This window comes from Salinicola salarius, from assembly GCF_002179555.1.
Classification (GTDB): domain Bacteria; phylum Pseudomonadota; class Gammaproteobacteria; order Pseudomonadales; family Halomonadaceae; genus Salinicola; species Salinicola salarius_A.
The window spans coordinates 48207-70430 of record NZ_NHOU01000008.1 but is presented as its reverse complement, the minus strand read 5'-3'; the positions used below and the strand labels follow the sequence as shown (position 1 = coordinate 70430).

At 63.7% G+C, this 22224-nt stretch carries 24 protein-coding genes and 3 tRNA genes; 22 read left to right on the top strand and 5 right to left on the bottom strand.

What is annotated here, in order from left to right:
- Positions 1–52 precede the first annotated feature (52 nt).
- From pqqA to CCD76_RS08450, 12 genes are all read left to right on the top strand, one after another.
- The gene (gene pqqA, locus CCD76_RS20640) at positions 53–130 is read left to right on the top strand and encodes a pyrroloquinoline quinone precursor peptide PqqA (RefSeq protein ID WP_075569317.1); all 78 of its coding nucleotides are present in this window, start codon (positions 53–55) and stop codon (positions 128–130) included.
- A gap of 32 nt (positions 131–162) precedes the next feature.
- Complete coding sequence (gene pqqB, locus CCD76_RS08500) at positions 163–1062, top strand: pyrroloquinoline quinone biosynthesis protein PqqB (RefSeq protein WP_087719179.1); 900 nt, start codon at positions 163–165, stop codon at positions 1060–1062.
- Complete coding sequence (pqqC, locus tag CCD76_RS08495) at positions 1059–1886, top strand: pyrroloquinoline-quinone synthase PqqC (protein ID WP_218776997.1); 828 nt, start codon at positions 1059–1061, stop codon at positions 1884–1886. Before pqqB ends, pqqC begins: the two co-directional genes overlap by 4 nt.
- Positions 1886–2203, top strand: coding sequence for a pyrroloquinoline quinone biosynthesis peptide chaperone PqqD (gene pqqD, locus CCD76_RS08490; RefSeq protein WP_087719091.1), 318 nt, complete (start codon positions 1886–1888; stop codon positions 2201–2203). Before pqqC ends, pqqD begins: the two co-directional genes overlap by 1 nt.
- Positions 2200–3324 carry a pyrroloquinoline quinone biosynthesis protein PqqE gene (gene pqqE, locus CCD76_RS08485; protein WP_087719090.1) on the top strand — a complete coding sequence of 375 codons (1125 nt, stop codon included), beginning with the start codon at positions 2200–2202 and terminating at the stop codon, positions 3322–3324. The genes pqqD and pqqE overlap by 4 nt, the downstream gene beginning before the upstream one ends.
- A gap of 112 nt (positions 3325–3436) precedes the next feature.
- Positions 3437–4369 carry a segregation and condensation protein A gene (locus tag CCD76_RS08480; protein ID WP_087719089.1) on the top strand — a complete coding sequence of 311 codons (933 nt, stop codon included), beginning with the start codon at positions 3437–3439 and terminating at the stop codon, positions 4367–4369.
- Positions 4366–5247 (top strand): SMC-Scp complex subunit ScpB, encoded by an 882-nt coding sequence (gene scpB / locus CCD76_RS08475; protein WP_087719088.1) that lies wholly within the window; start codon positions 4366–4368, stop codon positions 5245–5247. Before CCD76_RS08480 ends, scpB begins: the two co-directional genes overlap by 4 nt.
- 79 nt (positions 5248–5326) lie before the next feature.
- Entirely contained in the window at positions 5327–6193 is an 867-nt protein-coding gene (rluB, locus tag CCD76_RS08470) for a 23S rRNA pseudouridine(2605) synthase RluB (protein WP_087719177.1), read from the top strand.
- An 88-nt stretch (positions 6194–6281) separates the two neighbouring features.
- A tRNA-Lys gene (locus tag CCD76_RS08465) sits at positions 6282–6357 on the top strand.
- Positions 6358–6413: 56 nt separating this feature from the next.
- Positions 6414–6489, top strand: a tRNA-Lys gene (locus CCD76_RS08460).
- A gap of 60 nt (positions 6490–6549) precedes the next feature.
- Positions 6550–6625 (top strand) — tRNA-Lys (locus CCD76_RS08455).
- A gap of 362 nt (positions 6626–6987) precedes the next feature.
- Positions 6988–8247, top strand: coding sequence for a serine hydrolase domain-containing protein (locus CCD76_RS08450; protein ID WP_087719087.1), 1260 nt, complete (start codon positions 6988–6990; stop codon positions 8245–8247).
- A gap of 86 nt (positions 8248–8333) precedes the next feature.
- Here the strand turns inward: CCD76_RS08450 and CCD76_RS08445 are convergent, their stop codons facing one another.
- Entirely contained in the window at positions 8334–9797 is a 1464-nt protein-coding gene (locus CCD76_RS08445) for a M48 family metalloprotease (protein WP_087719086.1), read from the bottom strand.
- Between the two features lie 251 nt (positions 9798–10048).
- On the opposite strand from CCD76_RS08445, the gene CCD76_RS08440 reads away from it, so the two are divergent.
- Both CCD76_RS08440 and CCD76_RS08435 read left to right on the top strand, forming a co-directional pair.
- Positions 10049–10300 (top strand): sulfurtransferase TusA family protein, encoded by a 252-nt coding sequence (locus CCD76_RS08440; RefSeq protein ID WP_071232753.1) that lies wholly within the window; start codon positions 10049–10051, stop codon positions 10298–10300.
- The gene (locus CCD76_RS08435) at positions 10297–11382 is read left to right on the top strand and encodes an AI-2E family transporter (RefSeq protein WP_087719085.1); all 1086 of its coding nucleotides are present in this window, start codon (positions 10297–10299) and stop codon (positions 11380–11382) included. Before CCD76_RS08440 ends, CCD76_RS08435 begins: the two co-directional genes overlap by 4 nt.
- Positions 11383–11401: 19 nt before the next feature.
- Here the strand turns inward: CCD76_RS08435 and CCD76_RS08430 are convergent, their stop codons facing one another.
- Positions 11402–11872, bottom strand: coding sequence for a peroxiredoxin (locus CCD76_RS08430; protein ID WP_087719084.1), 471 nt, complete (start codon positions 11870–11872; stop codon positions 11402–11404).
- 376 nt (positions 11873–12248) lie between these two features.
- Here CCD76_RS08430 and dapA point away from each other — a divergent pair, with 376 nt between their 5' ends.
- From dapA to purC, 4 genes are all read left to right on the top strand, one after another.
- Positions 12249–13133 carry a 4-hydroxy-tetrahydrodipicolinate synthase gene (dapA, locus tag CCD76_RS08425; RefSeq protein WP_087719083.1) on the top strand — a complete coding sequence of 295 codons (885 nt, stop codon included), beginning with the start codon at positions 12249–12251 and terminating at the stop codon, positions 13131–13133.
- A 59-nt stretch (positions 13134–13192) separates the two neighbouring features.
- Complete coding sequence (bamC, locus tag CCD76_RS08420; RefSeq protein ID WP_087719082.1) at positions 13193–14146, top strand: outer membrane protein assembly factor BamC; 954 nt, start codon at positions 13193–13195, stop codon at positions 14144–14146.
- Positions 14146–14931 (top strand): MBL fold metallo-hydrolase, encoded by a 786-nt coding sequence (locus tag CCD76_RS08415; protein WP_087719081.1) that lies wholly within the window; start codon positions 14146–14148, stop codon positions 14929–14931. Before bamC ends, CCD76_RS08415 begins: the two co-directional genes overlap by 1 nt.
- A 95-nt stretch (positions 14932–15026) precedes the next feature.
- Positions 15027–15737 (top strand): phosphoribosylaminoimidazolesuccinocarboxamide synthase, encoded by a 711-nt coding sequence (gene purC, locus CCD76_RS08410; RefSeq protein WP_087719080.1) that lies wholly within the window; start codon positions 15027–15029, stop codon positions 15735–15737.
- A gap of 251 nt (positions 15738–15988) precedes the next feature.
- On the opposite strand, the gene CCD76_RS08405 is transcribed toward purC, so the two are convergent.
- Positions 15989–16555, bottom strand: coding sequence for a peptidylprolyl isomerase (locus CCD76_RS08405; RefSeq protein WP_218776996.1), 567 nt, complete (start codon positions 16553–16555; stop codon positions 15989–15991).
- A gap of 88 nt (positions 16556–16643) precedes the next feature.
- Positions 16644–17456: a tRNA (N6-threonylcarbamoyladenosine(37)-N6)-methyltransferase TrmO gene (gene tsaA, locus CCD76_RS08400; RefSeq protein WP_256961214.1), complete on the bottom strand. Its 813-nt coding sequence runs from the start codon at positions 17454–17456 to the stop codon at positions 16644–16646.
- A gap of 112 nt (positions 17457–17568) precedes the next feature.
- Here tsaA and CCD76_RS08395 point away from each other — a divergent pair, with 112 nt between their 5' ends.
- The 4 genes from CCD76_RS08395 (at position 17569) to fabF (ending at position 20590) form a co-directional block, all read left to right on the top strand.
- Entirely contained in the window at positions 17569–18126 is a 558-nt protein-coding gene (locus CCD76_RS08395) for a cupin (protein ID WP_087719078.1), read from the top strand.
- Positions 18127–18170: 44 nt separating this feature from the next.
- Positions 18171–18665, top strand: coding sequence for a GNAT family N-acetyltransferase (locus CCD76_RS08390; protein WP_087719077.1), 495 nt, complete (start codon positions 18171–18173; stop codon positions 18663–18665).
- Between the two features lie 71 nt (positions 18666–18736).
- A complete protein-coding gene (locus tag CCD76_RS08385) occupies positions 18737–19315 on the top strand; it encodes a winged helix-turn-helix transcriptional regulator (protein WP_087719076.1) in 579 nt (192 codons plus the stop codon).
- A 12-nt stretch (positions 19316–19327) separates the two neighbouring features.
- Complete coding sequence (fabF, locus tag CCD76_RS08380; RefSeq protein ID WP_087719075.1) at positions 19328–20590, top strand: beta-ketoacyl-ACP synthase II; 1263 nt, start codon at positions 19328–19330, stop codon at positions 20588–20590.
- A 621-nt stretch (positions 20591–21211) separates the two neighbouring features.
- On the opposite strand, the gene CCD76_RS08375 is transcribed toward fabF, so the two are convergent.
- The gene (locus CCD76_RS08375) at positions 21212–22006 is read right to left on the bottom strand and encodes an SDR family NAD(P)-dependent oxidoreductase (protein WP_087719074.1); all 795 of its coding nucleotides are present in this window, start codon (positions 22004–22006) and stop codon (positions 21212–21214) included.
- Positions 22007–22224 lie beyond the last annotated feature (218 nt).

The following is a 22224-nucleotide window of genomic DNA, read 5'->3' as shown; positions in this document are numbered from 1 at the left end:
AAGTGGCGCTCGTTCGAGCGCTCTCCCCAAATCGAAAAGCAAGGAGCTCCCCATGAGCTGGACGACCCCGGAAGTGAAGGAAATCTGTGTCGGCATGGAAATCAACGACTACATGCCCGCTGAATTTTGAGCCAGAAGCAAGACACGCGCGGCGGTGCTGCCTTGCAGCTGCGCGTACTGGGGGCGGCCGCCGGTGGCGGCTCGCCTCAGTGGAACTGCCGCTGCGACGTGTGCCGTCTGGTCTGGGAAGGCGATTCACGCGTCACGCCACGGACCCAATCCTCGATCGCCGTCAGCGTCGACGGCGAAAACTGGGCGCTGATCAACTGCGCGCCCGATATTCTCAAACAGATTCAACAGACGCCGGCACTGCATCCGCACGAAGGCCGACGGCATACGCCCATCGCCAGCGTGCTGCTGACCAATGCCGACGTCGATCACATCGGCGGGCTCCTGAATCTTCGCGAAAGCTCGCCGTTCCGGCTGCTGGCGACGCCGATGATTCAGGACGTGCTGCGAGGCAGCCCGGTCTTCGATGTGCTCAATCCCGATCACGTCAGCCGTGAATCCATCGCGCTGGACCAGCCTTTCACGCTGCTCGACGGACTGCAGGCCCGACTGTTCGCGGTGCCGGGCAAGACTGCGCTCTTTCTGGAGGGCGATCAGGTCGAGATCGGTGTCGAAGGCGAAAGCACGGTCGGCGTCGAACTGATCAGCGGCGACAGGCGCGCCTACTATATTCCCGGCTGCGCCGCGATGACGCCGACACTCGCTGCGCGTCTCGATGGTGCCGATCTGCTGCTGTTCGACGGCACTCTATGGCGTGACGACGAGATGGTGCGCGCCGGCGTCGGCCACAAGACGGGCCAACGCATGGGCCATATGTCGATGTCCGGAGCCGAGGGCAGTATCGCGGCGCTGGCCGAACTCTCGCTGGGTCAGCGTGTCTTCGTTCACATCAATAACACCAACCCGGTGTTGATTGCGGATTCCCCCAAGCGCCGGACCGCCGAGCGCGCCGGCTGGGAGATCGCCTACGACGGTATGGAGTTGAGCTGTTGAGCCTGACCTTCGAGAACCATCCGGATCTGACCGAACCGTTGAGCGTCGAGGCGCTGGAAGCCCGACTGCGCGAGGTCGGTGAGACCCGTTATCACCACCGCCACCCCTTCCAGTTGATGCTGCAGAACGGCGAGCTGGACAAGCGTCAGGTTCAGGCCTGGGCGCTCAACCGCTACTACTATCAGGCGATGATCCCGATCAAGGACGCCTCGCTGATGGCGAGGCTCGATGACCCCGACCTGCGTCGAACCTGGCGTTCGCGGCTGGTCGACCATGACGGCGAAGCCGCGGGCGAGGGTGGGATCGAGCGCTGGCTCAAGCTGACCGACGGCCTGGATTTGCCCCGTGAACTGGTCGTTTCGACCCGCGGCATCCTGCCGGCGACGCGCTTTGCTGTCGAAGCGTATACCCACTTCGTGCGCGATCGGACGCTACTCGAGGCGATCGCCTCGTCGCTGACCGAGCTGTTCTCGCCGATGGTGATCGGCCAGCGCGTGCGCGGCATGCTCGAACACTACGATTTCGTCTCCCGCGAGACGCTCGCCTACTTCGAGCCACGGCTGACCCAGGCGCCGCGGGATGCCGAAATGGCGCTGGACTACGTCAAGCGCCACGCCAAGCGCGCCGATCAGCAGCAGGCGGTCATTGACGCGCTGCGCTTCAAGTGCAGCGTGCTGTGGGCAATGCTCGATGCGCTGCAGCACGCCTATGTCGGTTCCAGCTCGAATCCAGCGGGTCAGGTGCCGCCGGGCGCCTGGGGCAGTGGCATCGAAGGGCAGGAGATCGAAGGTAACGGCCTGGGTGGCCAAGGGAGGCTCGCCTGATGAGTGCCGATATCGATACCCCTACCAATTCCGGCGAACCCGAACTCCAGGAGTCAGACGTCGTGCGTATACCGCGCGGCGTGCGCCTGCGCGAGGACAAGGCCCGTGGCGGCTGGGTGCTGCTGGCGCCGGAGCGGGTGTTCCAGCTCGATCCGATTGCCCAGCAGGTGCTGACCCGCGTCGACGGCGAGCGCGACGTCGCCGCCATCGTCGACGATCTGGCGCAGGCGTTCGCCGCGCCACGGGATCGCATTCTCGCCGACGTGCGGGCGATGCTCGCCGATCTGATCACCAAGAACGTTCTGGAAGTGGCATGAATTCCCAACCGGAAGCGCACCGGTCGCCCTCGATGCAACCTCCCCCTATTGGCATGCTGGCGGAGCTCACGCATCGCTGTCCGCTGCAGTGCCCTTACTGCTCCAACCCGGTCGAGCTGACCCGCAAGCGCGAGGAACTCGATACCGAGACCTGGCAGCGGGTCTTCGCCGAGGCGGCCGAGCTTGGCGTACTGCAGGTGCATCTTTCCGGCGGTGAGCCGGCATTGCGCCAGGATCTGGAAACGCTGGTGGCGAGCTGCGCCGAACACGGCCTCTACTCCAACCTGATCACGGCCGGGGTCAATATCAGCCGGGCGCGGCTCGATGCGCTGGCGGATGCCGGGCTCGATCACGTCCAGCTCTCGGTGCAGGGTGCCACTGCCGAGGTCAACGATCATATCGCCAATCTTCCCGGTGCCTTCGACAAGAAGCTCGCCTTCGCGGCGGAGGTGACCGATGTCGGCCTGCCGTTGACGCTCAACAGCGTGATTCATCGCGCCAATCTTCATCAGATTCCCGATCTGGTCGAACTGGCGCTGGAGCTCGGCGCACGCCGGCTCGAGATCGCTCATGCGCAGTACTACGGCTGGGCGCTGCAGAATCGTGGTGCGCTGATGCCGCCACGGGAGCAGGTGATGGAAGCGCTCGAGCTGGTGGAAGCCGCCCGCGAGCGGCTGAAGGGCAAGCTGGTGATCGACGCCGTGGTGCCGGATTACTATGCGCGTTTGCCCAAGCCGTGCATGAATGGCTGGGGCCGTCAGTCGCTCAACGTCACGCCCACGGGCAAGGTATTGCCGTGCCACGCCGCCGAGACCATTCCCGGTCTCGAGTTCTGGAACGTGCGCGACCATGCCCTGGGCGACATCTGGCAGGAAAGCCCCGCGTTCAACGCCTATCGTGGCACCGCCTGGATGCCGGACGCCTGCCAGAGCTGCGACCGCCGCGAGATCGACTGGGGCGGCTGTCGCTGTCAGGCGCTGATGCTGACCGGCGATGCCACCCAGATGGACCCGGTCTGCGAGCGCTCGCCCTATCACGACGAGATCCAGACGCTGGCGATCGTCGATTCGAGCCGAGACGACGAATTTACCTATCGCCGGTTTTCGCGCCAGCCCGCTTGATATCGACGATGGCTGCGTGTCCATCGCCGGTCCGTCGACTTCGTGTCGATAGGCCATCGTTGCATGCCTTGTTAGACTGCGTTCACTATTCAGCAGTGATCCGGGAGGCGGCGTGAGCGTTATCGAATCCGAACGACCCGATGCCGCCGAGGCGTCGCCCTCCGCGCAACTGCCGCTCGAATTCGTGGCGCGGGTCAATGGCGAAGGCCTGACCGAGCTGCCACAGGATCTCTACATCCCGCCGGAAGCGCTGAAAGTCTTCCTCGAGACCTTCGAAGGCCCGCTCGATCTGCTGCTCTACCTGATCCGGCGGCAGAATCTCGACATTCTGGCAATCGACGTTGCCGCCATCACCCACCAGTACGTCGAGTACGTCGATCTGATGCAGGCGATGGAGATCGATCTCGCCGGCGAGTATCTGGTGATGGCCGCGATGCTCGCCGAGATCAAGTCGCGCACGCTGCTGCCGAGACCGCCCAGGGGAGACGACGAGGATGAAGAGGATGATCCGCAGGCCGAACTGATTCGCCGCCTGCAGGAGTACGAGCAGCTCAAGCTTTCCGCCGAGACGCTGGACGAACTGCCGCGAATGGGGCGCGACTGGCACCCGGCCCAGGCGGCATTGCCCGAGCTCGAACCCCGCGTGGTACATCCGGATGTCTCGCTGAGCGATCTGCTCGGGGCGCTGGGCAGCATGCTCAAGCGCGCCGACCTGCGCCAGTCCCACCGGATCAGCCGCGAAGTGCTGTCGACGCGGGAGCGAATGCTCGCGATCATGGCCAGACTCGAGGCGGATCGCTATACGCCGTTCGAATCGCTGTTCGCGCTTTCCGAGGGGCGCGCCGGGGTCATCGTCACCTTCATGGCGATTCTCGAATTAGCGCGTGAGTCAATGATCGAAATCGTGCAGAATGCGCCGCTCTCGCCGATTCACCTGCGGGCCCGGCTGGCGCTGGAGGCGGGCGTTCCCGGCGAGAACGAAGGCGCTCCCGGCGAGGAAGAGGGCGTTTTCGAGACCGGCAGCGACGACGAGGCGAAGGCATGAACCGCCTGACCGACCCCTACGTGACCCCAGCGCTGGACGAGATTCTCGAAGCGGTGCTGCTGGCCGCCGGCGAGCCGGTCTCGCTGGAACGGCTCGAGACGGTGTTCGACGACGGCGGGAATAGACCGTCCCGCGCGGCGATCCGCGAGTCGCTCAACAAGCTCGGCGAGCGGCTGTCGAACGGCGGTGCGCTGGAGCTGATCGAGTCGGCTTCGGGGCACCAGGTGCGTATCCGGCAGCGCTACTCGCCCTGGGTGTCACGTTTGTGGGATGAAAAGCCGCAGCGTTACTCGCGAGCTCTGCTCGAGACGTTGGCGCTGATCGCCTACCGCCAGCCGGTGACCCGCGGGGATATCGAGGAGGTTCGCGGCGTGGCGGTGAGCAGTTCGATCATGCGCACCCTGGTGGAGCGCGGCTGGATTCGCGTCGTCGGACACCGTGACGTGCCCGGGCGGCCGGCAGTCTACGCGACCACACGGGCGTTTCTCGACGATCTGGGGCTGAAGACCCTGGATTCGTTGCCGCCGATGCATGAACTCAAGGCCTTCGAAACGTTCGAAACCGGCATGCGCGAGCCGTTCGCCGATGTACCCGATGTCGATACTGGCGGCGTCACCGGCAGCGAAACGCCACCGCTCGCAGGGGAAGAAACCCCTAAAGCAGTGGTGGAAACAGAAGAAACCGATTTATCGGCAGCGTCGGGTGAATGTGACAATGATGAGCCCGACAACGACGAACACGCCGAGATGGCGTCCCCCGGCGAGTCGCTGAGTTTTGCCGAGCTCGAAGCGCGACTGGCCGAACGTGCCCGAAAACGTCAGGCCGAGGCGGCGAACGACGCCGACCCGGCGGACGAGAATTCGGACACGGACACCTGAGAACCGCCAATTCCGATCGGTTTGCCTGTGGGCGCGACGGTCACTGGCGCATTCTCTAGCCGACGAGGCAATGAAAGACATGACGGATACCAACACCGAAAAGCTGCAGAAAGTGCTGGCGCGCGCCGGTCACGGCTCGCGACGGGAGATGGAAACGGCGATCAGCGCCGGCCGCATCAAGGTCAACGGCCAGGTCGCCAAGCTGGGCGACCGGGTCGGCGCACGCGACCGTGTGGCGCTCGACGACCGGGCGATCAATCTGCGAGCGGTCGAGGAAGTGCCGCGACGGGTGATCATGTACAACAAGCCGGAAGGCGAGCTGTGCACCCGCAAGGACCCAGAAGGCCGGCGGACCGTCTTCGAACGCCTGCCGCGACTGAAGGGCGAGCGCTGGATCGCGATCGGCCGTCTCGACATCAACACCAGCGGGCTGTTGCTGTTCACCACCGACGGCGAGCTGGCCAACCGGCTGATGCATCCTTCGCACCAGATCGAGCGGGAGTACGCAGTACGCGTGATGGGCGAGGTGAAGCGCGAGCACGTGGTCAACATGGTCGAAGGCGTGATGCTCGAGGACGGCCCGGCCCGTTTCACCGACGTGCAGGAGTTCGGCGGTGAAGGCATCAATACCTGGTTTCACGTGGTGATCCTGGAAGGCCGCAACCGCGAGGTGCGCCGGCTGTGGGAATCCCAGGGGCTGACCGTCAGCCGCCTGAAGCGCGTGCGCTACGGCAACATCTTCCTCGACAAGCGGGCCAAGGCCGGCGAGTGGACAGAGATGACCCAGGACGAGATCGACGAGCTTTCGACCCTGGCAGGCCTCGAGCCGCGCAAGGTGCCGGAGATGACGCCGGACGAGAAGAATCGCTGGAGCCGCGACAAGAACAAGCGTCGCCCGGTGACCGCGATGAAGAAACCGCGTCGGCCGCGCCGCGAAGACGCCTGACCCCGGCGGCATGGTGGTTGCCTCGGAGCGGGGAAAAAACGCTTGCCTGCTCCGAGGCTTATGAGTAATATGTGCGCCCAGTCGGAAGGGGTCGTTAGCTCAGTTGGTAGAGCAGTTGGCTTTTAACCAATTGGTCGTAGGTTCGAATCCTACACGACCCACCACTTTCCGACGGGTCGATGTTTTTGGCGCAAACGAGTGCCATTGATCAAAAGAGCATGGGTCGTTAGCTCAGTTGGTAGAGCAGTTGGCTTTTAACCAATTGGTCGTAGGTTCGAATCCTACACGACCCACCATCGATCTCTTTCCTCGCCTTCACGGCATCGATTCGGCTTCCACCGCCGATCATCCGTTCCGGGTCGTTAGCTCAGTTGGTAGAGCAGTTGGCTTTTAACCAATTGGTCGTAGGTTCGAATCCTACACGACCCACCATTCTGTTTTATTCCTTCGCTTCACGCTGAGTTGATGCGCGCCTGGTCGTGTCTGTGGTACTGGTTGATCTAGGGTCTGTTGACGTTTCATGCACGGCCGCGCCGGAGCCAGTTTTTGTGCGGAGGCAAGGCGTGAGGAGCGTAGTTTGGTCATTCCAAATGAACGACGAATAACGCAGCACCGTGCAAAAACTGGCCCGGCCCTTCGGGTTGCGCGGCAAATGGCGCCATGCGGCGTTGCGGGGTTGGAAAAGGGAACCACCCTTCTCTGCATCCCGCGCCTGGCCTGGCGCCATTTGGCGCAGCAACGCGGTTCGCGCAGAAACGTCAACAGACCCTAATGACCGTTCCAGGAGAGAGCCCATGTCTTCCCGTGCCTCCGCGCCGCTCGCTGCCGCTCGACACTCGTCCCGATCGAGTGCCGTCTATCGCCATGCCGACGAGCCGATCGGCAGCGTCGAGCAGATCTACAGCGGGCGGTTGGTTCCGGATCTGGCGGTCAGCACCTTTCGCAATATCGACCGGCTGTTTCCTTCGAGGGTCGTCACTGGCAGCGAGCGGCCACGCCCGCTGCCGCAGGCGCTGGAGAGTCTCGACGGGGTGCTGGCCACGGTGAATGGCGAGTCCTACGACCTCTACGACTATCTCGCCTTGAACCAGGTCACCGGGCTGGTGGTTCTCCACCGGGGCCGCATCGTCCACGAGACCTATCAGCGCGGCAACGATCGCGATACGCGCTGGATGTCGATGTCGGTCGCCAAGTCCATCTGCTCGACGCTGGCCGGCATGGCGATTCAGGACGGGTCGATCCGGGAGGGACTGGCGGCTCGGGTGGTCGACTACGTGCCGGCGCTGGCGGGAAGCGCCTACGATGGCGTGAGTCTGCGCGATCTGCTGATGATGGCCTCCGGCGTGGCCTGGAACGAAACCTACACCGACCCGGCGTCCGATCGCCGCCGGCTGCTCGAGGCGCAAGTCGCCCAGCAACCGGGCGGGGCGATGGCGGTAATGGCGTCGCTGCCTCGCACCGCGATGCCGGGCGCGGTCCACAACTACAGCACCGGCGAGACGCAGATTCTTGCCGAACTCGTTCGCCGTGCCGTCGGCCGGCCGTTGGCCGACTATCTGTCGGACAAGCTATGGCAGCCCTTCGGCATGGAGCACGAGGCCACCTGGTGGCTGGAGTCGCCGGACGGCATCGAGATCGGCGGCAGCGGGATCAGCGCAACGTTGAGAGATTACGCGCGTTTCGGCCAGTTCATGCTCGAAGGCGGGAAGATCGATGGCGAGCCGCTATTGCCCGAAGGCTGGATCGCCGAGGCCACGAGGCCGACCACGCTCGCTGGCGGTGAGTCGCTGGGCACCGTATCACCGGGCACGGTATCACCGGGCTCTGTACCACTGGAATATGGCTACATGTGGTGGACGGCCTGGACGGACCCTTCACGCCAGGACCAGGCCTATGCGGCGAAGGGTATCCACGGGCAGGCCATCTACGTCAATCCGGCCCGCGAGATCGTGATCGCGCAGAACGCCGCCGCCCCCAAGCCGTTGGGCAAGTTGGCGATCGATCCCATGGCGTTCTTCGACGCGATCGTCGCGCACCTCGACCGGCATCGCTGAGTCCTGCTCTCCGGCCGTTTCTTTCTCGGCGCGAGCTCGGCGCGAGATGTCCGGAAGCCATCGCCGGGGTCCCATGGCGGGGCAGATCAGAAGTTTTGCATCGTATCCCGGTAGCCGAGGAAATCCTGGCGCCGCTGCTCGATGCGGCTGGCCATGGCGTAGTCGCCGCTCTGCCTGGCCACTTTCTCGGCGGAGTCTATCTGGCGGATGGCGGTGTCGATGCGTCCTTCGAGCTGTAGCTGCTCGGCGCGCGCCAGCTGGCCCCAGGCATCACGGCCGGTGCGGCCGGCGGCCTCGGCCAGTAGTCCGAACACGTTAGGGTCCTCCGGATACTGTTCGCTCATGGCGCGCAGTACGTCGAACGCCTGGGCAGGGGACGTCTGCACCAGGGCTTCCGCCTGTACCCATTGCGCCGGATAGTAGGAGGGGGAAAGCCGCAGGATGCGCTGCGCTCGCGTCACGGCCTCCTGGCGGCGGTCGGCGTCGTAGGCGATCTGCGCCGCCGTGGCGGGGATCATCGAAAGATCGGGGTATTGTCGGGCCAACTCGTCCAGCGTTTCCAGCGCGGCGTCGGTGCGCGTCTGCCGGGCATCGATCAACGCCTGAAGGTAACTCAACGCTGCCGGCGGCGGATCGTCCTGCTCGAGCGCCGTCATCGCCTGGCTCGGGTTGTCCCGGTTGATCAGCAGCAGCGCTCGCCCGCGAATCATGGCGTAAGTCGGGTCGTCACGGTGGGGAGGTGATGGCAACTGATCGGCGCGCGTCTGGGTATCGCTGATGCGCGATTCGGTGACCGGGTGGGTCAGCAGAAACTCCGGCGGATTGCCGCCTTGCAGCGCGGCGAGCTTCTGCAGCGTGCGGAACATGTCCGGCATGGCCTGCGGGTCGTACCCGGCCTTGGCCATGGCGCCGAGACCAACGCGATCGGCCTCCTGCTCGAAGCGCCGGGAGTAGGCGAGCTGGTCCTGAATGAAGGCGGCCTGCGTCCCCATCATGGCGGCGATGCCAGCGCTGCCGCCACCCCCGGCCGCCAGCACCATGCCCGCCAGCATCGCCGCCATGGTCGGCAGCTGCGTCTCCTCGACCCGCTCCATGCGCCGGGCATAGTGGCGCTGGGCCAGGTGGCCCAGCTCGTGAGCCAGCACCGAGGCGAACTCGTCCTCTTCGGGCGCGGTGGTGAACAGGCCGGCATTGACCCCGACCACGCCGCCGGGCACGGCGAAGGCGTTGAGCAGACGACTGTCGACGAGCGTGACCACGAGCCGTTCGTTGACGCCGCTGTATGGCACCAGTTTGGCCAGCATCGAGCGGACGTAGGTCTGGGTGATCGGATCCTGCCATGGGTCGGTCTGGGCGCGGAACTGGCGTAGCCAGGCGCGACCCAGGCGGTATTCGTCACTGGTGGTGACGGCAGCACTGGTACTGCCGAGATCCGGAAGCTGATAGCCTTGCTGGGCCTGGGCGAGCGGGGCGGCGCCGGCCAGCGTGGCGGATAGCAACGAGACGGCCAACAGCTGCCGTTTGAATGATGTCGGTCGGTGGTTTGTCATGCTGACGGTCTCGATCCCCATTCAGGCAAAGCTACGGTACACGCAAAAGACCCGGCGCAGCCAAAGATACGCTGCAGGCGAAAGCCACGGTAGGGGGTAACGGTCTGGGTTATCATGCCTTCGACTACAGTTTGTCGCAGACGTGCCCAGGCGCTTTCCAAAAGTCGGGGAGCGATGCCACCGGCCCCGTGGCAGGCTAACGAACTTTCGATTCGTCTTTCAATTTACCGTTCACCAACCCGGAATCTGTTATGTCTCAAGCGCCCGATTGCCGGCTGGATGCCTCCGGTCTGAGCTGTCCGCTTCCGTTGCTCAAGGCCAAGCAAGCTCTCGCCGGCATGCAAGCCGGGCAACTGCTCGAAGTGATCGCGACCGACGCTGGCTCCTGGCGTGACTTCGAGAGTTTCGTCGAGCATAGCCGGCATACGCTGGTCGAGCGCGAGCAAGCGGACGGAATCTATCGCTACTGGCTGCGCAAGGCGGATGGAGACGCACCGGCATGAGTTTGAAGGGCATCCTGCGTAACTGGTTCGAGCGTTATCTCTCCGATGAAGAAGCGATCGTCCTGCTGGCACTGCTGATCGGCGGCTTTGCCATCGTGATCTGGCTCGGCGGTGCGCTGGCACCGTTTTTCACCGCGCTGGTCGTCGCCTTCCTGTTGCAGGGCGTGGTGGCCTGGCTGGAGCGTCGAGGGCTGCCGCGTCTGCTGGCGGTCGGGCTGGTCTTTCTGCTGTTCGTGGGGGCGCTACTCGCCTTGGCGCTGGTCATCATGCCGCTGGTCTGGAATCAGCTGGTCGAGCTGGTCCAGGAGGCCCCCAGCATGTTTGCCAGCAGCCAACGCTGGCTGGGCGAGATGCAGACGAAATACCCGACCATCGTCACGCCGGATCAGATCCAGGGGTGGATCGCCACGGCGGGCCACCAGGCGTCGCAGCTCGGCCAGCGGGCGCTGACCTTCTCGCTGGCGTCGCTGGGCAACCTGATGGCGGTGATCATCTACCTGGTACTGGTGCCGATCCTGGTCTTCTTCATGCTCAAGGATCGCGAGCGGCTGGTCGCCTTCATGCTGTCGATGCTGCCGGGCAGACGCACGCTGATGACCCGTATCTGGAATGAGATGGACGATCAGATCGCCAACTACGTGCGCGGCAAGACCATCGAGATCATCATCGTCGGCAGCGTGGCCTTCATTCTCTTCTGGGCCTTCGGATTGCCCTACGCCGCCTTGCTGGGGCTGATGGTGGGACTGTCGGTGCTGGTGCCCTACATCGGTGCCGCGGTTGCCACGCTGCCGGTCGCGGCGGTGGCGGGTTTTCATTTCGGCGCCAGCGAGCAGTTCCTGTATGTGCTGGTGGCGTACGCCATTCTGCAGGCGCTCGACGGCAATGTGCTGGTGCCGATCCTGTTCTCGGAAGCGGTCAACCTGCACCCTGTCTCGATCATTCTGGCAGTGCTGTTTTTCGGGGGGCTGTGGGGCTTCTGGGGCGTGTTCTTCGCGATTCCACTGGCAACCTTGATCAAGGCGCTGGTGCAGGCCTGGCCGCGAGGCGAGTCGGACCAGACCGAGATAGAGAAGACGCCCTGAAGCGCGTCCTCGCCGACCGTCAGACGTTGAGTTCGCGCGCCGCTTCGAGCACTTCGTCCACGTGCCCCGGCACCTTGACGCCACGCCACTCGTGGGCCAGGTTGCCGTCGGCGTCGATCAGGAACGTGCTGCGCTCGACGCCCAGATGTTCCTTGCCGTACATCTTCTTCAGCTTGATCACGTCGAACTGCCGGCAAATCGCTTCGTCGCGATCGGAGATCAGCTCGAACGGGAAGCCCTGCTTGGCCTTGAAGTTCTCGTGGGACTTGAGGCCATCCCGCGAGACGCCGAAGATGACCGTGTTGGCGGCCTCGAACTCGCCGATCTTGTCGCGGAAGTCGCCGCCCTCGGTGGTGCAGCCCGGGGTGCTGTCCTTGGGATAGAAATAGATCACTACCTGCTTGCCACGGTAGTCGCCGAGACGAAAGGTCGTGTCGCCGGTGGCCTCGGCGGAGAAGTCTTCGACGGGTTGTCCAACGCTGAGGGTCATGAGCCGCTCCGAAATGAAAGGGGAATGGATCGTCAAAATCCCTGAGGATTCCGTTGCGAACGAACGATAGCCGATTCTGGCGGTCAATGCTCGGGCATGGCGATCCTCGAGACGGGCGACGAGATCATCACAGGACGGCGTCGTGTGTCGAGGCGTCGATCTCGGCGGGGAGCCGGCTTGCCGGCTGTACACGCCGAGGCTGCCTGAGTACCATCTGAGGTTTGCAAATCGTGCCTGGGTAGGCGCCATGCCCGCATTGGCATGCGTCCGGGGTTCCGGGATTCGTCAGGTCCGGTTATTCGCTTTCCGGGATAATCGACTTACGGTGAGTTAACGCGGCCGGCGTCCATCCCGGCCACAGGGAGAGAGCTGCAAGATGATCACAGGCAGTATCGTTGCCATGGCGACGCCGATGAAAGCCGGTGGCGAGATCGACTGGGAGGCGCTGCGTCGCCTGGTGAATTTCCATCTCGATCACGGCACTGACGCGATCGTCGCCGCCGGTACCACGGGCGAACCGACCACGATGTCGTTCGCCGAGCACTTCGATGTCATCCGCACGGTGGTCGAAGAGGTCAACGGTCGGATCCCGGTCATCGCCGGTACGGGCGCCAACAACACGGCCGAAGCGGTCGAGCTGGCGCGCTATGCCAGCGAAGTAGGTGCCGACTGCTGTCTTTCGGTCGCGCCTTACTACAACAAGCCGACCCAGGAAGGCCTGTATCAGCATTTCAAGGCGGTCGCCGAAGCCAGCGAACTGCCGATCATTCTCTATAACGTGCCCGGTCGTACCTGCTCCGACATCTACAACGAGACGGTTTTCCGCCTGGCGGAGCTCGAGCGGATCGTTGGCTTGAAAGACGCCACCGGCAACCTGGAACGTGCCGAGGAGCTGATCGATCGACTCAAGGGCAGCGATTTCGCGCTCTACTCCGGTGACGACCCTACCGCTTGCGACTTCATGCTGATGGGCGGCCACGGCGATATCTCCGTCACCGCCAACGTGGCGCCGCAGTCGATGCACGATCTCTGCGTCGCGGCGACCAGCGGCCAGCGCGAGAAGGCGCACCAGATCAACGCGCGTCTGGCGCCGCTGCACACGGCGCTGGGGATCGAATCCAACCCGATTCCGGTCAAGTGGGCGCTCAACCGCATGGGTTATGCCGACACCGGGATCCGGCTGCCGCTGACCTGGCTGTCAGAACGCTACCACGGCAGCGTCGGCGAAGCGTTGCAGCTCGCCGGCATCGACAGCAAGTGATGCCACCCGGCGTGGATCGAATCGCTAACCAGCCCATTGCTTCAAACAAAGGTGGATGCATGAAGCCCGTCCTCAAATGGATGCCTCTGGTGTTGTGCTCGTCGCTGGTCCTGTCCGGCTGCGGTCTGTTTCAAGACGGTTACTACTATGACCGCAACGACGAGTACCAGAACGCCAAGATGACCCAACCGCTGGATCTGCCGGCTTCGCGCAACCAGGTTCGCTATCAGGATTCGATGCCGGTTCCCCAGGCCGATAGCGATTTCGCGTCGACGGAGGCCATGGACGACGCGCCGCGCCCGCAGCCGCTGGCCTCCGGGCAGAGCGACGAGCAGCCTTACGTCGAAATGCGTCAGGCAGGCAGCGAGCGCTGGCTGCTGGTCGATGCCGCGCCGGCCAGTGTATGGCCGCGCCTGCAGGGCTTTGCCGTCGATCACGGCGTCAACCCGACCGCCATCAATGCTGCCAGCGGTCGCATCGACACCGCTCAGGGCAGCATGAGCCTGCGCCAGGGGCTGCGTAGCGGTACCAGCGAGGTGCGTTGCGACATCGGCAGCAGCGCCCAATGTCTGACCTCGATCAAGGCGTATCTGGACAACAACCATACCGCCGACAGCGGTGTGTCGCTGGCCGCGCAGCCGCTCGACCAGAGCGAGCGCGTGAAGCTGCGCAACCGCGACGGCGGCTGGAAGCTCGATCTGGCACTGGACAGCGAGCGTGCCTGGTCCGAGCTCTACTATCAGCTGCAGAACGGATTCGATGACGATCGCCTGACGGTAACGGATCAGAACCGCAGCGCCGGTCAGTTCTTCATCGACTACCTGCCGCTGGAAGCTGATGACGGCGGCTGGTTCGACTGGTTCGGCAGCGATCCGCAGCCCAACCATTACCGCCTGCAGCTCGACTCGAACGCCAACAATACCGTGGTGACGGTCGATGATGCCGATGGTCAACCGGTGGCACCGGCTGCGGCACGGGAGCTGCTGGACGCGATCGCGTCCACGCTGCGCTGATGGCGTCGCCCTCCACACCGGGCCTTCACTTCGCCTCGCTGGGCAGCGGCAGCAAGGGCAACGCGACGCTGGTCAGCGATGGCGAAACCCTGGTACTGGTGGATTGCGGTTTCGGCGTGCGCGAGGCGGAGAAGCGCCTCGCGCGGTTGGGCGTCCATCCGCGCCAGCTATCGGCGGTGTTGGTCACTCATGAACACAGCGATCACATCACCGGGGTGGGCGCCCTGGCGCGCCGCCATCAACTGCCGGTCTATCTCAGCGCCGGCAGTTGGTTCTCCGGCAAGTTGGGCGAGGTGCCCAGGCACGAACTGCTGGTACCACAGGCACGCTTCGCCATCGGCGGACTGGAGATCGATCCGGTCACCGTTCCTCACGACGCCCGTGAGCCGATCCAGTTCTGCTTTCGTGCCCACGATCGCCGCCTCGGGGTATTGACCGATCTCGGTCATCCGACGTCTCACGTGGCCGATGTCTTCGGCGGCTGCGATGCGCTGTTCCTCGAGTGCAATCACGATCCGCGCATGCTGGCAGAAGGGCCCTATCCGCCGCACTTGAAGCGCCGTGTCGCCGGGCGCTGGGGCCATCTCGCCAACGGCCAGGCGGCGGAACTGCTGCGCCAGCTGGGGCTCGATCGGCTGCAGCGGATTGTCTGCTCGCACCTGTCGGCGCAAAATAATCACCCCGAGCGGGTACTGGAAACCTTGGTGCCGCTGCTCGACGGCGATGAGTCGCGTCTGCTGGTTTCGGCCCAGGATAGCGGTATCGACTGGCAGCAGGTGGCCTGACGGTGAAAAGAACCGTCTCGTCGCCACACCACGTTTCACCTTCATTACCTTCATGAACCTGCTGCCCCAAGGGGCCGCGACGCGGAGACAGCTCCATGCAAAAACGCGATCTTCTCTATGCCGGCAAGGCCAAGTCGGTCTACCTGAGCGACGACCCGCAGCGGCTTGTCCTGCACTTTCGCGATGACACCAGCGCCTTCGACGGCAAGAAGAAGGAAGCCCTTGAGCGCAAGGGCATGGTCAACAACAAGTTCAACGCCTTCATCATGGAGAAGCTTCAGGCGGCGGGCATTCCCACGCATTTCGAGCAGTTGCTGTCCGATACCGAGTGCGTGGTCAAGAAGCTGGAGATGATTCCGGTCGAGTGCGTGGTGCGCAACCTGGCTGCCGGTGGCCTGGTGCGCCGTCTTGGCGTCGAAGAAGGCATCACCCTGAATCCGCCGACCTTCGAGCTGTTCCTGAAGAACGACGAGAAGGGTGATCCAATGATCAACGAGTCGCTGGCCGAGACTTTCGGCTGGGCGACGCCCGAGCAGCTGGCGACCATGAAAGCGCTGACGTTCCAGGTCAACGACGTGCTCAAGCAGCTGTTTCTCGACGGCGGCATGCTGCTGGTCGACTACAAGCTCGAGTTCGGCATCTTCGAGGGCGAGATCGTGCTGGGCGACGAGTTCTCGCCGGACGGCTGCCGGCTCTGGGATGCCGAAACCCGCGAGAAGCTAGACAAGGACCGCTTCCGTCAGGGGCTGGGCGGTGTGATCGAGGCCTATGAGGAGGTGGGGCGGCGTCTGGGCATGAGCTTCTAGAAACGCTGTCTCAATTCCTGCGCGGGCAAATTGCTTTGTTGTACGGCTCCGGTGCGCCGGTCCGATCGGAATCCTCACCTATACCCCATAGGCTCCGGTTCCTGCGCGCCGTACGCCTTGCACTTCGCTCCGCTCGGAGATTGTTACAGCGCTTCTCGAGAATTGATTTTCATGAGAGGCCCCGACATGACAACGTCGGGGCTTCTTGCTTTCTGGCTCACCTGGCGATTTTCTGGCGTATTTCTGCGCCTTCAGTCGATGCGTTCCGCGCTCTCGATCGTGATCGGCGTCTTCGGCACATTGGCGTGAGGGCCCTGGCGGCCGGTGGCAACGCCGGCAATCTCGTCGACCACGTCCATGCCGGAAACCACGTGGCCGAACACCGTATAACCCGGGTTGTAGAGATCGCGATAGTTCAGCGCGCTATTGTCGACCAGATTGATGAAGAACTGGCTGGTCGCGGAATCCGGATTGGCGGTACGCGCCATGGCGATGGTGCCGCGGGTGTTATCGAGGCCGCTTTTTTCCAGCGCGATCGGTGCGTGAGTCTCTTTCTGCTCGAGATCCGCCGTCATGCCGCCGCCCTGGATCATGAAGTCCTGCATGACGCGATGAAAGACCGTGCCGGCATAGAAGCCTTCATCGACGTAGCTCAGGAAGTTGTCCACCGTCTTGGGGGCCGCCTTGGCATCGAGTTCGACTTCGATGTCGCCCTGGCTCGTGTGCAGGCGCACGTGCGGATGATCGGCATCGGCGAGCACCGGAAGAGAGAATGCCGTCAGGGCGGACAGGCAAAGGGCAATCAGCGACTTTTGCATCGAAGGCACTCCAGTCATTCATCGAAGTTCGCCAGCCTAGCCGCATCGGTGCCGAGTGACCAGCCCTGGTCACCGTTCGATCCACCCATCAACGCGGCTCGATCGCTTCCACCCGGATCTCGGTGTCGTCGACATCTTCCAGTGCCTGAAACCGCACGTTGACGTCGCGCAGGAAGACGCCGTAGCGCCGGGAGGCGCCCTGCCGGTTCGAACCACTGCCGTGATAGGCGGGGCGCGGGTCCTGCGCCAGCACCTCTTCGATCAGGCGAGACAGCGATTCACCGTCGGGATGGCGCTGTAGCGCTTCCTGTGCCGCGGTGCTGAAAACGACGCGGTGCCGGGGCGGCGGCGCGGGCGCGAAACCGGCATCGGCATCGGGTCGGGACTCGGCCCAGGGCAGATACGGCTTGATGTCGAGGATCGGCGTGGCGTCGCAGAGATCGTGCCCCCGCAGGTGCAGCTTGACCCGGCTTCGATACTCGGCCAACCGGGATCCGGCAATCGGCGTCTGGGCAAGCGAGGGTTTCGGCGTGCATTCGATATCGACCAGCTCGACCAGCGACAGGCCAAGGCGGTTGGGGCGGTGGGTGCTGCGGCTGGCGAAGACGCCGATGCGCTGATTGCCTCCAAGCCGAGGCGGCCGCACCCGGGGCGTCCAGTTCTCCGGGCTGCGATCGAAGACGAAGGTCAGCCACAGATGGGTCATCGCCTCCAGACCTTCGACGGCGAGCGGATCGTCGAACGCCGGCGCCAGATAGAGAATCGCCCGCGCCGACGGCGCCAACCCCGGCTGGCGCGGAATTCCGAACTTGTCGGGATAATCGCTGGCGACATGACCGATCGTCTCCAGCGTGAAAGCGCTGTCGGACACGGGAGCATGGCGTGAGGGCTCTGACATCATGAGATTGCGCTTCTCGAGGTGAACTTTTGCAATGGTGCCATAATGGAGTAGCGCTCGGCCCCGGGTGCGGCAGGATTTCGGCAGCTCGCATAATACCAAGGAGAGGTGTTGGATGAGTTTTTTGCATGTTTACCACGAAGCCGATAGCGACCAGCCGTTGCTGTCGACGCGCGATGAGGCGCGTATCAAGCTGGAACTGGGCGCCCATCAGATTCTCTTCCAGTCCCATTCGCTACCGCCGCTTCGCAGTACCGCCAGTGCCGAGGAGGTGCTCGATGAGCACGCCGCTCTCATCGACGAGATGCGTCTGCGCAGCGGGTGTCAGCGGATCGAACTTCGCGGCATGAGCCCGGTCTATCCCGATGGCCAGTTGCGGCGGGAGCTGCTCTACAGCGAGTCGCGCAGCCTGGGTCAGCAATGGCATCTGTTTCTCCACGGCCAGGCGATCTTCTACCTGCATCTGGCTTATCGTGTCTATGTCGTTGGCTGCGAGCGCGGCAATCTCATCTCCATCCCCGCGGATCTGCCGCACTGGTTCGATATGGGGCCGCAGCCGGACTTCGTCACCTTGACGCTCAGCGAAGGGGATACGGATTCGCTGGCGGAAACCGCCAGCGACATCGCGCTGCGCTTCCCGCGCTATGAGTCTCTGGTCAACGACGCTGCGTGATCCGGCGGCGTCGTTGATGGTCGATCAGCTCGGAGGATCTCGATATGCTCGAACGAACCCGCTTCCGCGAGGCATTGCCCCGGGATGTCTCGGATCAGGCCGAGGTTTTTTACCACGCGATCATGGAAGGCGCGGCCAACCACTATACCCTGGCCCAGCGCGAGGCCTGGGCATCGGCGCTGCCGCGCACTGCGGAAGCGTGGATGGCGCGACAGGCGATCTACTCCACGCTGGTGGCAGAATGCGACGGGCATTGCATCGGCTTCTGTGAGCGCGATCTCCCGGCCGGGCGCATCGAAACGCTCTACGTCTGGCCTTCGGTGGCACGGCAGGGCGTGGGATCGCGCCTGCTGTCGCTGTCCATCGAGGCATTGAGAGACGCGGGGCACAGCGAGGCGATGATCGAAGCGAGCCTGGTGCTGGCGCCATCGCTGACCGGGCGCGGTTGGGCAACCCTGGGCGAAGAGTGGAGCGAACGTCAGGGCGAACGGCTGCCGCGGGTGCGAATGAGACTGGCACTGGATACCGGCGGCACGTGAACGCAACCGTTGGCGGTTCTGGACGTCTCCATTTCCCTTGAGCCGGGAAATTCGGTAGAGTCGCTTCCATAATGAAAGTGACCTACGACATTTCCTCCTTCTGCCCGGTGGCTCGCGCACTCGACTGCGTCGGCGACAGCTGGACGCTGCTGATCCTGCGCGATGCCATGCAGGGCGCGCGTCGCTTCGACGAGTTCCAGCGCGGCCTGGGCATCGCTTCCAGCATGCTGACGCGGCGCCTGGATCGCATGGTCACCAATGAACTGTTCGAAAAGCGCTGCTATCAGCAGCATCCGCCGCGTTACGAGTATCATCTGACGGCAAAGGGGCACGACCTCGCACCGGTCATCCTGATGCTCTACCGCTGGGGCGAAGACCATCTGCCGATCGAAGCCGACGGCTTCCATCTGGTCGATCGACAGACCCTGGAACCCGTCGATCCGATCCTGTACGACCGCCACCACGACAGGCCATTGTCGCCCGGCGACGTGCGTCTGGCCCCCGGACCCGACGCCAGCCCGGCGGTCCATGCCCGTGTCGAGCGCATGCAGAAAGCCTTCGACCGTGGTGCTTCTTCCAACTCGCAGACAGCGGCAGCGAAGGCTTCTGGCCAGCTTGCCGATGCTGCGAGTGACTCGATCAATGACTGAAAGGACATCGTCATGCGACGTATCGTAGTGACAGGTATGGGCATCCTCTCGCCGTTGGGATGCGGTATCGAAACCGTGTGGCAGCGTCTGCTGTCGGGCGCCTCCGGCCTGCGCCGACTGCCGGCGGAGACCGTCGAGGGGCTGGCCGTGGGCGTCGGCGGCCCGGTGCCGACCATCGAGGAGGACAGCGCCGGCTTCGATCCCGATGCCACCATGGATCCGAAAGAGCGGCGCAAGATGGACCGCTTCATCCAGATGGCGGTGGCGGCGGCGGAAGAAGCGCTGACCCAGGCCAACTGGTTCCCGCAGACGGAAGCCGAGAAGGAGCGCACGGCGACCCTGATCGGCTCGGGCATCGGCGGCTTTCCCGCCATTGCCGATGCGGTACGCACGGTAGACAGCCGTGGGCCGCGGCGGTTGTCTCCGTTCACCATTCCTTCGTTTCTGGCCAACCTCGCCTGCGGCCAGGTCTCGATCCGTCACGGCTTCAAGGGCCCGCTCGGCGCACCGGTGACGGCCTGTGCCGCCGGCCTGCAGGCGATCGGCGATGCCGCGCGCATGATTCATGCCGGCGAAGCGGACGTGGCGCTCTGCGGCGGCAGCGAGGCGTGTATCGATCGCGTCAGCCTGGGTGGCTTCGCCGCCGCCAAGGCGCTCTCCAGCCATTTCAACGACACGCCGGAGCAGGCCTCGCGGCCGTTCGACCAGGCCCGCGACGGATTCGTCATGGGGGAAGGTGCCGGCCTGATCGTGATCGAGACGCTCGAACACGCCCTGGCACGGGGCGCGACGCCGATTGCCGAACTGGTCGGCTACGGCACGACTTCCGATGCCTATCACATGACGGCAGGTCCCGAGGATGGCTCCGGCGCGGCGCGCGCGATGCAGATCGCACTGCGTCAGGCAGGGCTGGAAGCGGCCGACATTCAACACCTCAATGCCCATGCCACGTCTACGCCGGTAGGTGATCGGGGCGAACTTGCAGCCGTTCGTCGGGTATTCGGCGAACGCTCGCCGGCGATCAGCGCCACCAAGGCAACCACCGGCCATCTGCTGGGTGCCGCAGGTGGCGTCGAAGCGATCTTCACGCTGCTGGCGCTGCGCGATCAGACCGCGCCGCTGACCCGCAACTATGCCGATCCCGACCCCATGGCGGCGGACCTGGACATCGTCCACGGCGAATCGCGCCAGATGCCGATGGAACACGCCATCTGCAACGCCTTCGGGTTTGGTGGGGTGAACGCCAGCGCGATCTTCAAGCGTTACGAGAGCTGAAACGGGCTGCGCTCGGCAATATGACACGAGCTACGAGCTACGAGCTTCGAGCTTCGAGCTTCGAGCTTCGAGCTTCGAGCTTCGAGCTTAGAGCTTAGAGCTTAGAGCTTAGAGCTTAGAGCTTAGAGCTTAGAGCTTAGAGCTTAGAGCTTAGAGCTTAGAGCTTAGAGCTTAGAGCTTAGAGCTTAGAGCTTAGAGCTTAGAGCTTAGAGCTTAGAGCTTAGAGCTTAGAGCTTAGAGCTTAGAGCTTAGAGCTTAGAGCTTAGAGCTTAGAGCTTAGAGCTTAGAGCTTAGAGCTTAGAGCTTAGAGCTTAGAGCTTAGAGCTTAGAGCTTAGAGCTTAGAGCTTAGAGCTTAGAGCTTAGAGCTTAGAGCTTAGAGCTTAGAGCTTAGAGCTTAGAGCTTAGAGCTTAGAGCTTAGAGCTTAGAGCTTAGAGCTTAGAGCTTAGAGCTTAGAGCTTAGAGCTTAGAGCTTAGAGCTTAGAGCTTAGAGCTTAGAGCTTAGAGCTTAGAGCTTAGAGCTTAGAGCTTAGAGCGAAGAACGCCAGCGATGTCGTCGCTGGCGTTCTTCGTTCCGAAAGTCACGCTGTTCTTCGCGGCTCGTAGCTCGTAGCTCGCGGCTTCAGGCCATCGTGTCGACGATGCCGCCTTCGACCCGCATCGCTGCACCGGTGGTGGCGCTGGCCTGGGGCGAGGCGAGGTAGACACTGAGATTGGCGACTTCCTCGACCTCGGCCACGCGCTGGATGATCGACGACGGCCGGTTCTCCTTGACGAAGTTGGCTTCCGCCTCGGCTTCGCTGATGCCTTGCTGTTTGGCGATGTCGGCGATCATCTTGCCCACGCCTTCGGACTTGGTCGGCCCGGGAAGCACCGCGTTGACTGTGACCTGGGTGCCCGCAAGCACCTTGGCCAGCCCCCGCGAGATCGACTGCACGGCGCTCTTGGTCATGCCGTAGTGGACCATTTCCGCCGGGATGTTGAGCGCGGATTCGCTGGAGAGGAACTGGATACGGCCCCAGTCGCGCTGCTTCATTCCCTGGGCGTAGTGGCGCGACAGCCGCACGGCGCTCATCACGTTGACGTCGAAGAACTGCTGCCACTCTTCATCAGGGATCTCGAAGAAGTCCTTGGGGCCGAAGATGCCCACGTTGTTGATCAGAATGTCGCAGTCGGGCTTCCGGCCGATCAGTGTCTGGCAGCCCTCGGCCGTGCCCAGATCGGCGGCCACGCCGTCGATCACGGCTCCCGGTATCTCCTGCTCGAGCGTACGGATCGCGTCGTCGACGCGCGCCTGCGTCCGTCCGGTCACCGTTACTGCCGCCCCGGCGTTGGCCAGGCCCTTGGCGATGGCCAGCCCGATACCGGCGGTGGAGCCGGTGACGATGGCCGTCTTGCCCGTCAGATCGATTTTCATCAGGTCTCTCCTTTTCCTGTTTGGCCAGCGTTTCGTCGGTCTCGCAAAGTGACGGTCGCGAGGATGGCCCCGACGAAAGTCGCAGGGGTAAACTCGAACATCGGGGCAGTCGTCGCGAACACAACCCGTGCGACAGGTTTTGGCCCGGCATCTGCCGGCCATGGCCGCTTTCGATGGCAGGACGTTCGGCGACAGGGCGCATTTCGCAATTCGTCGTC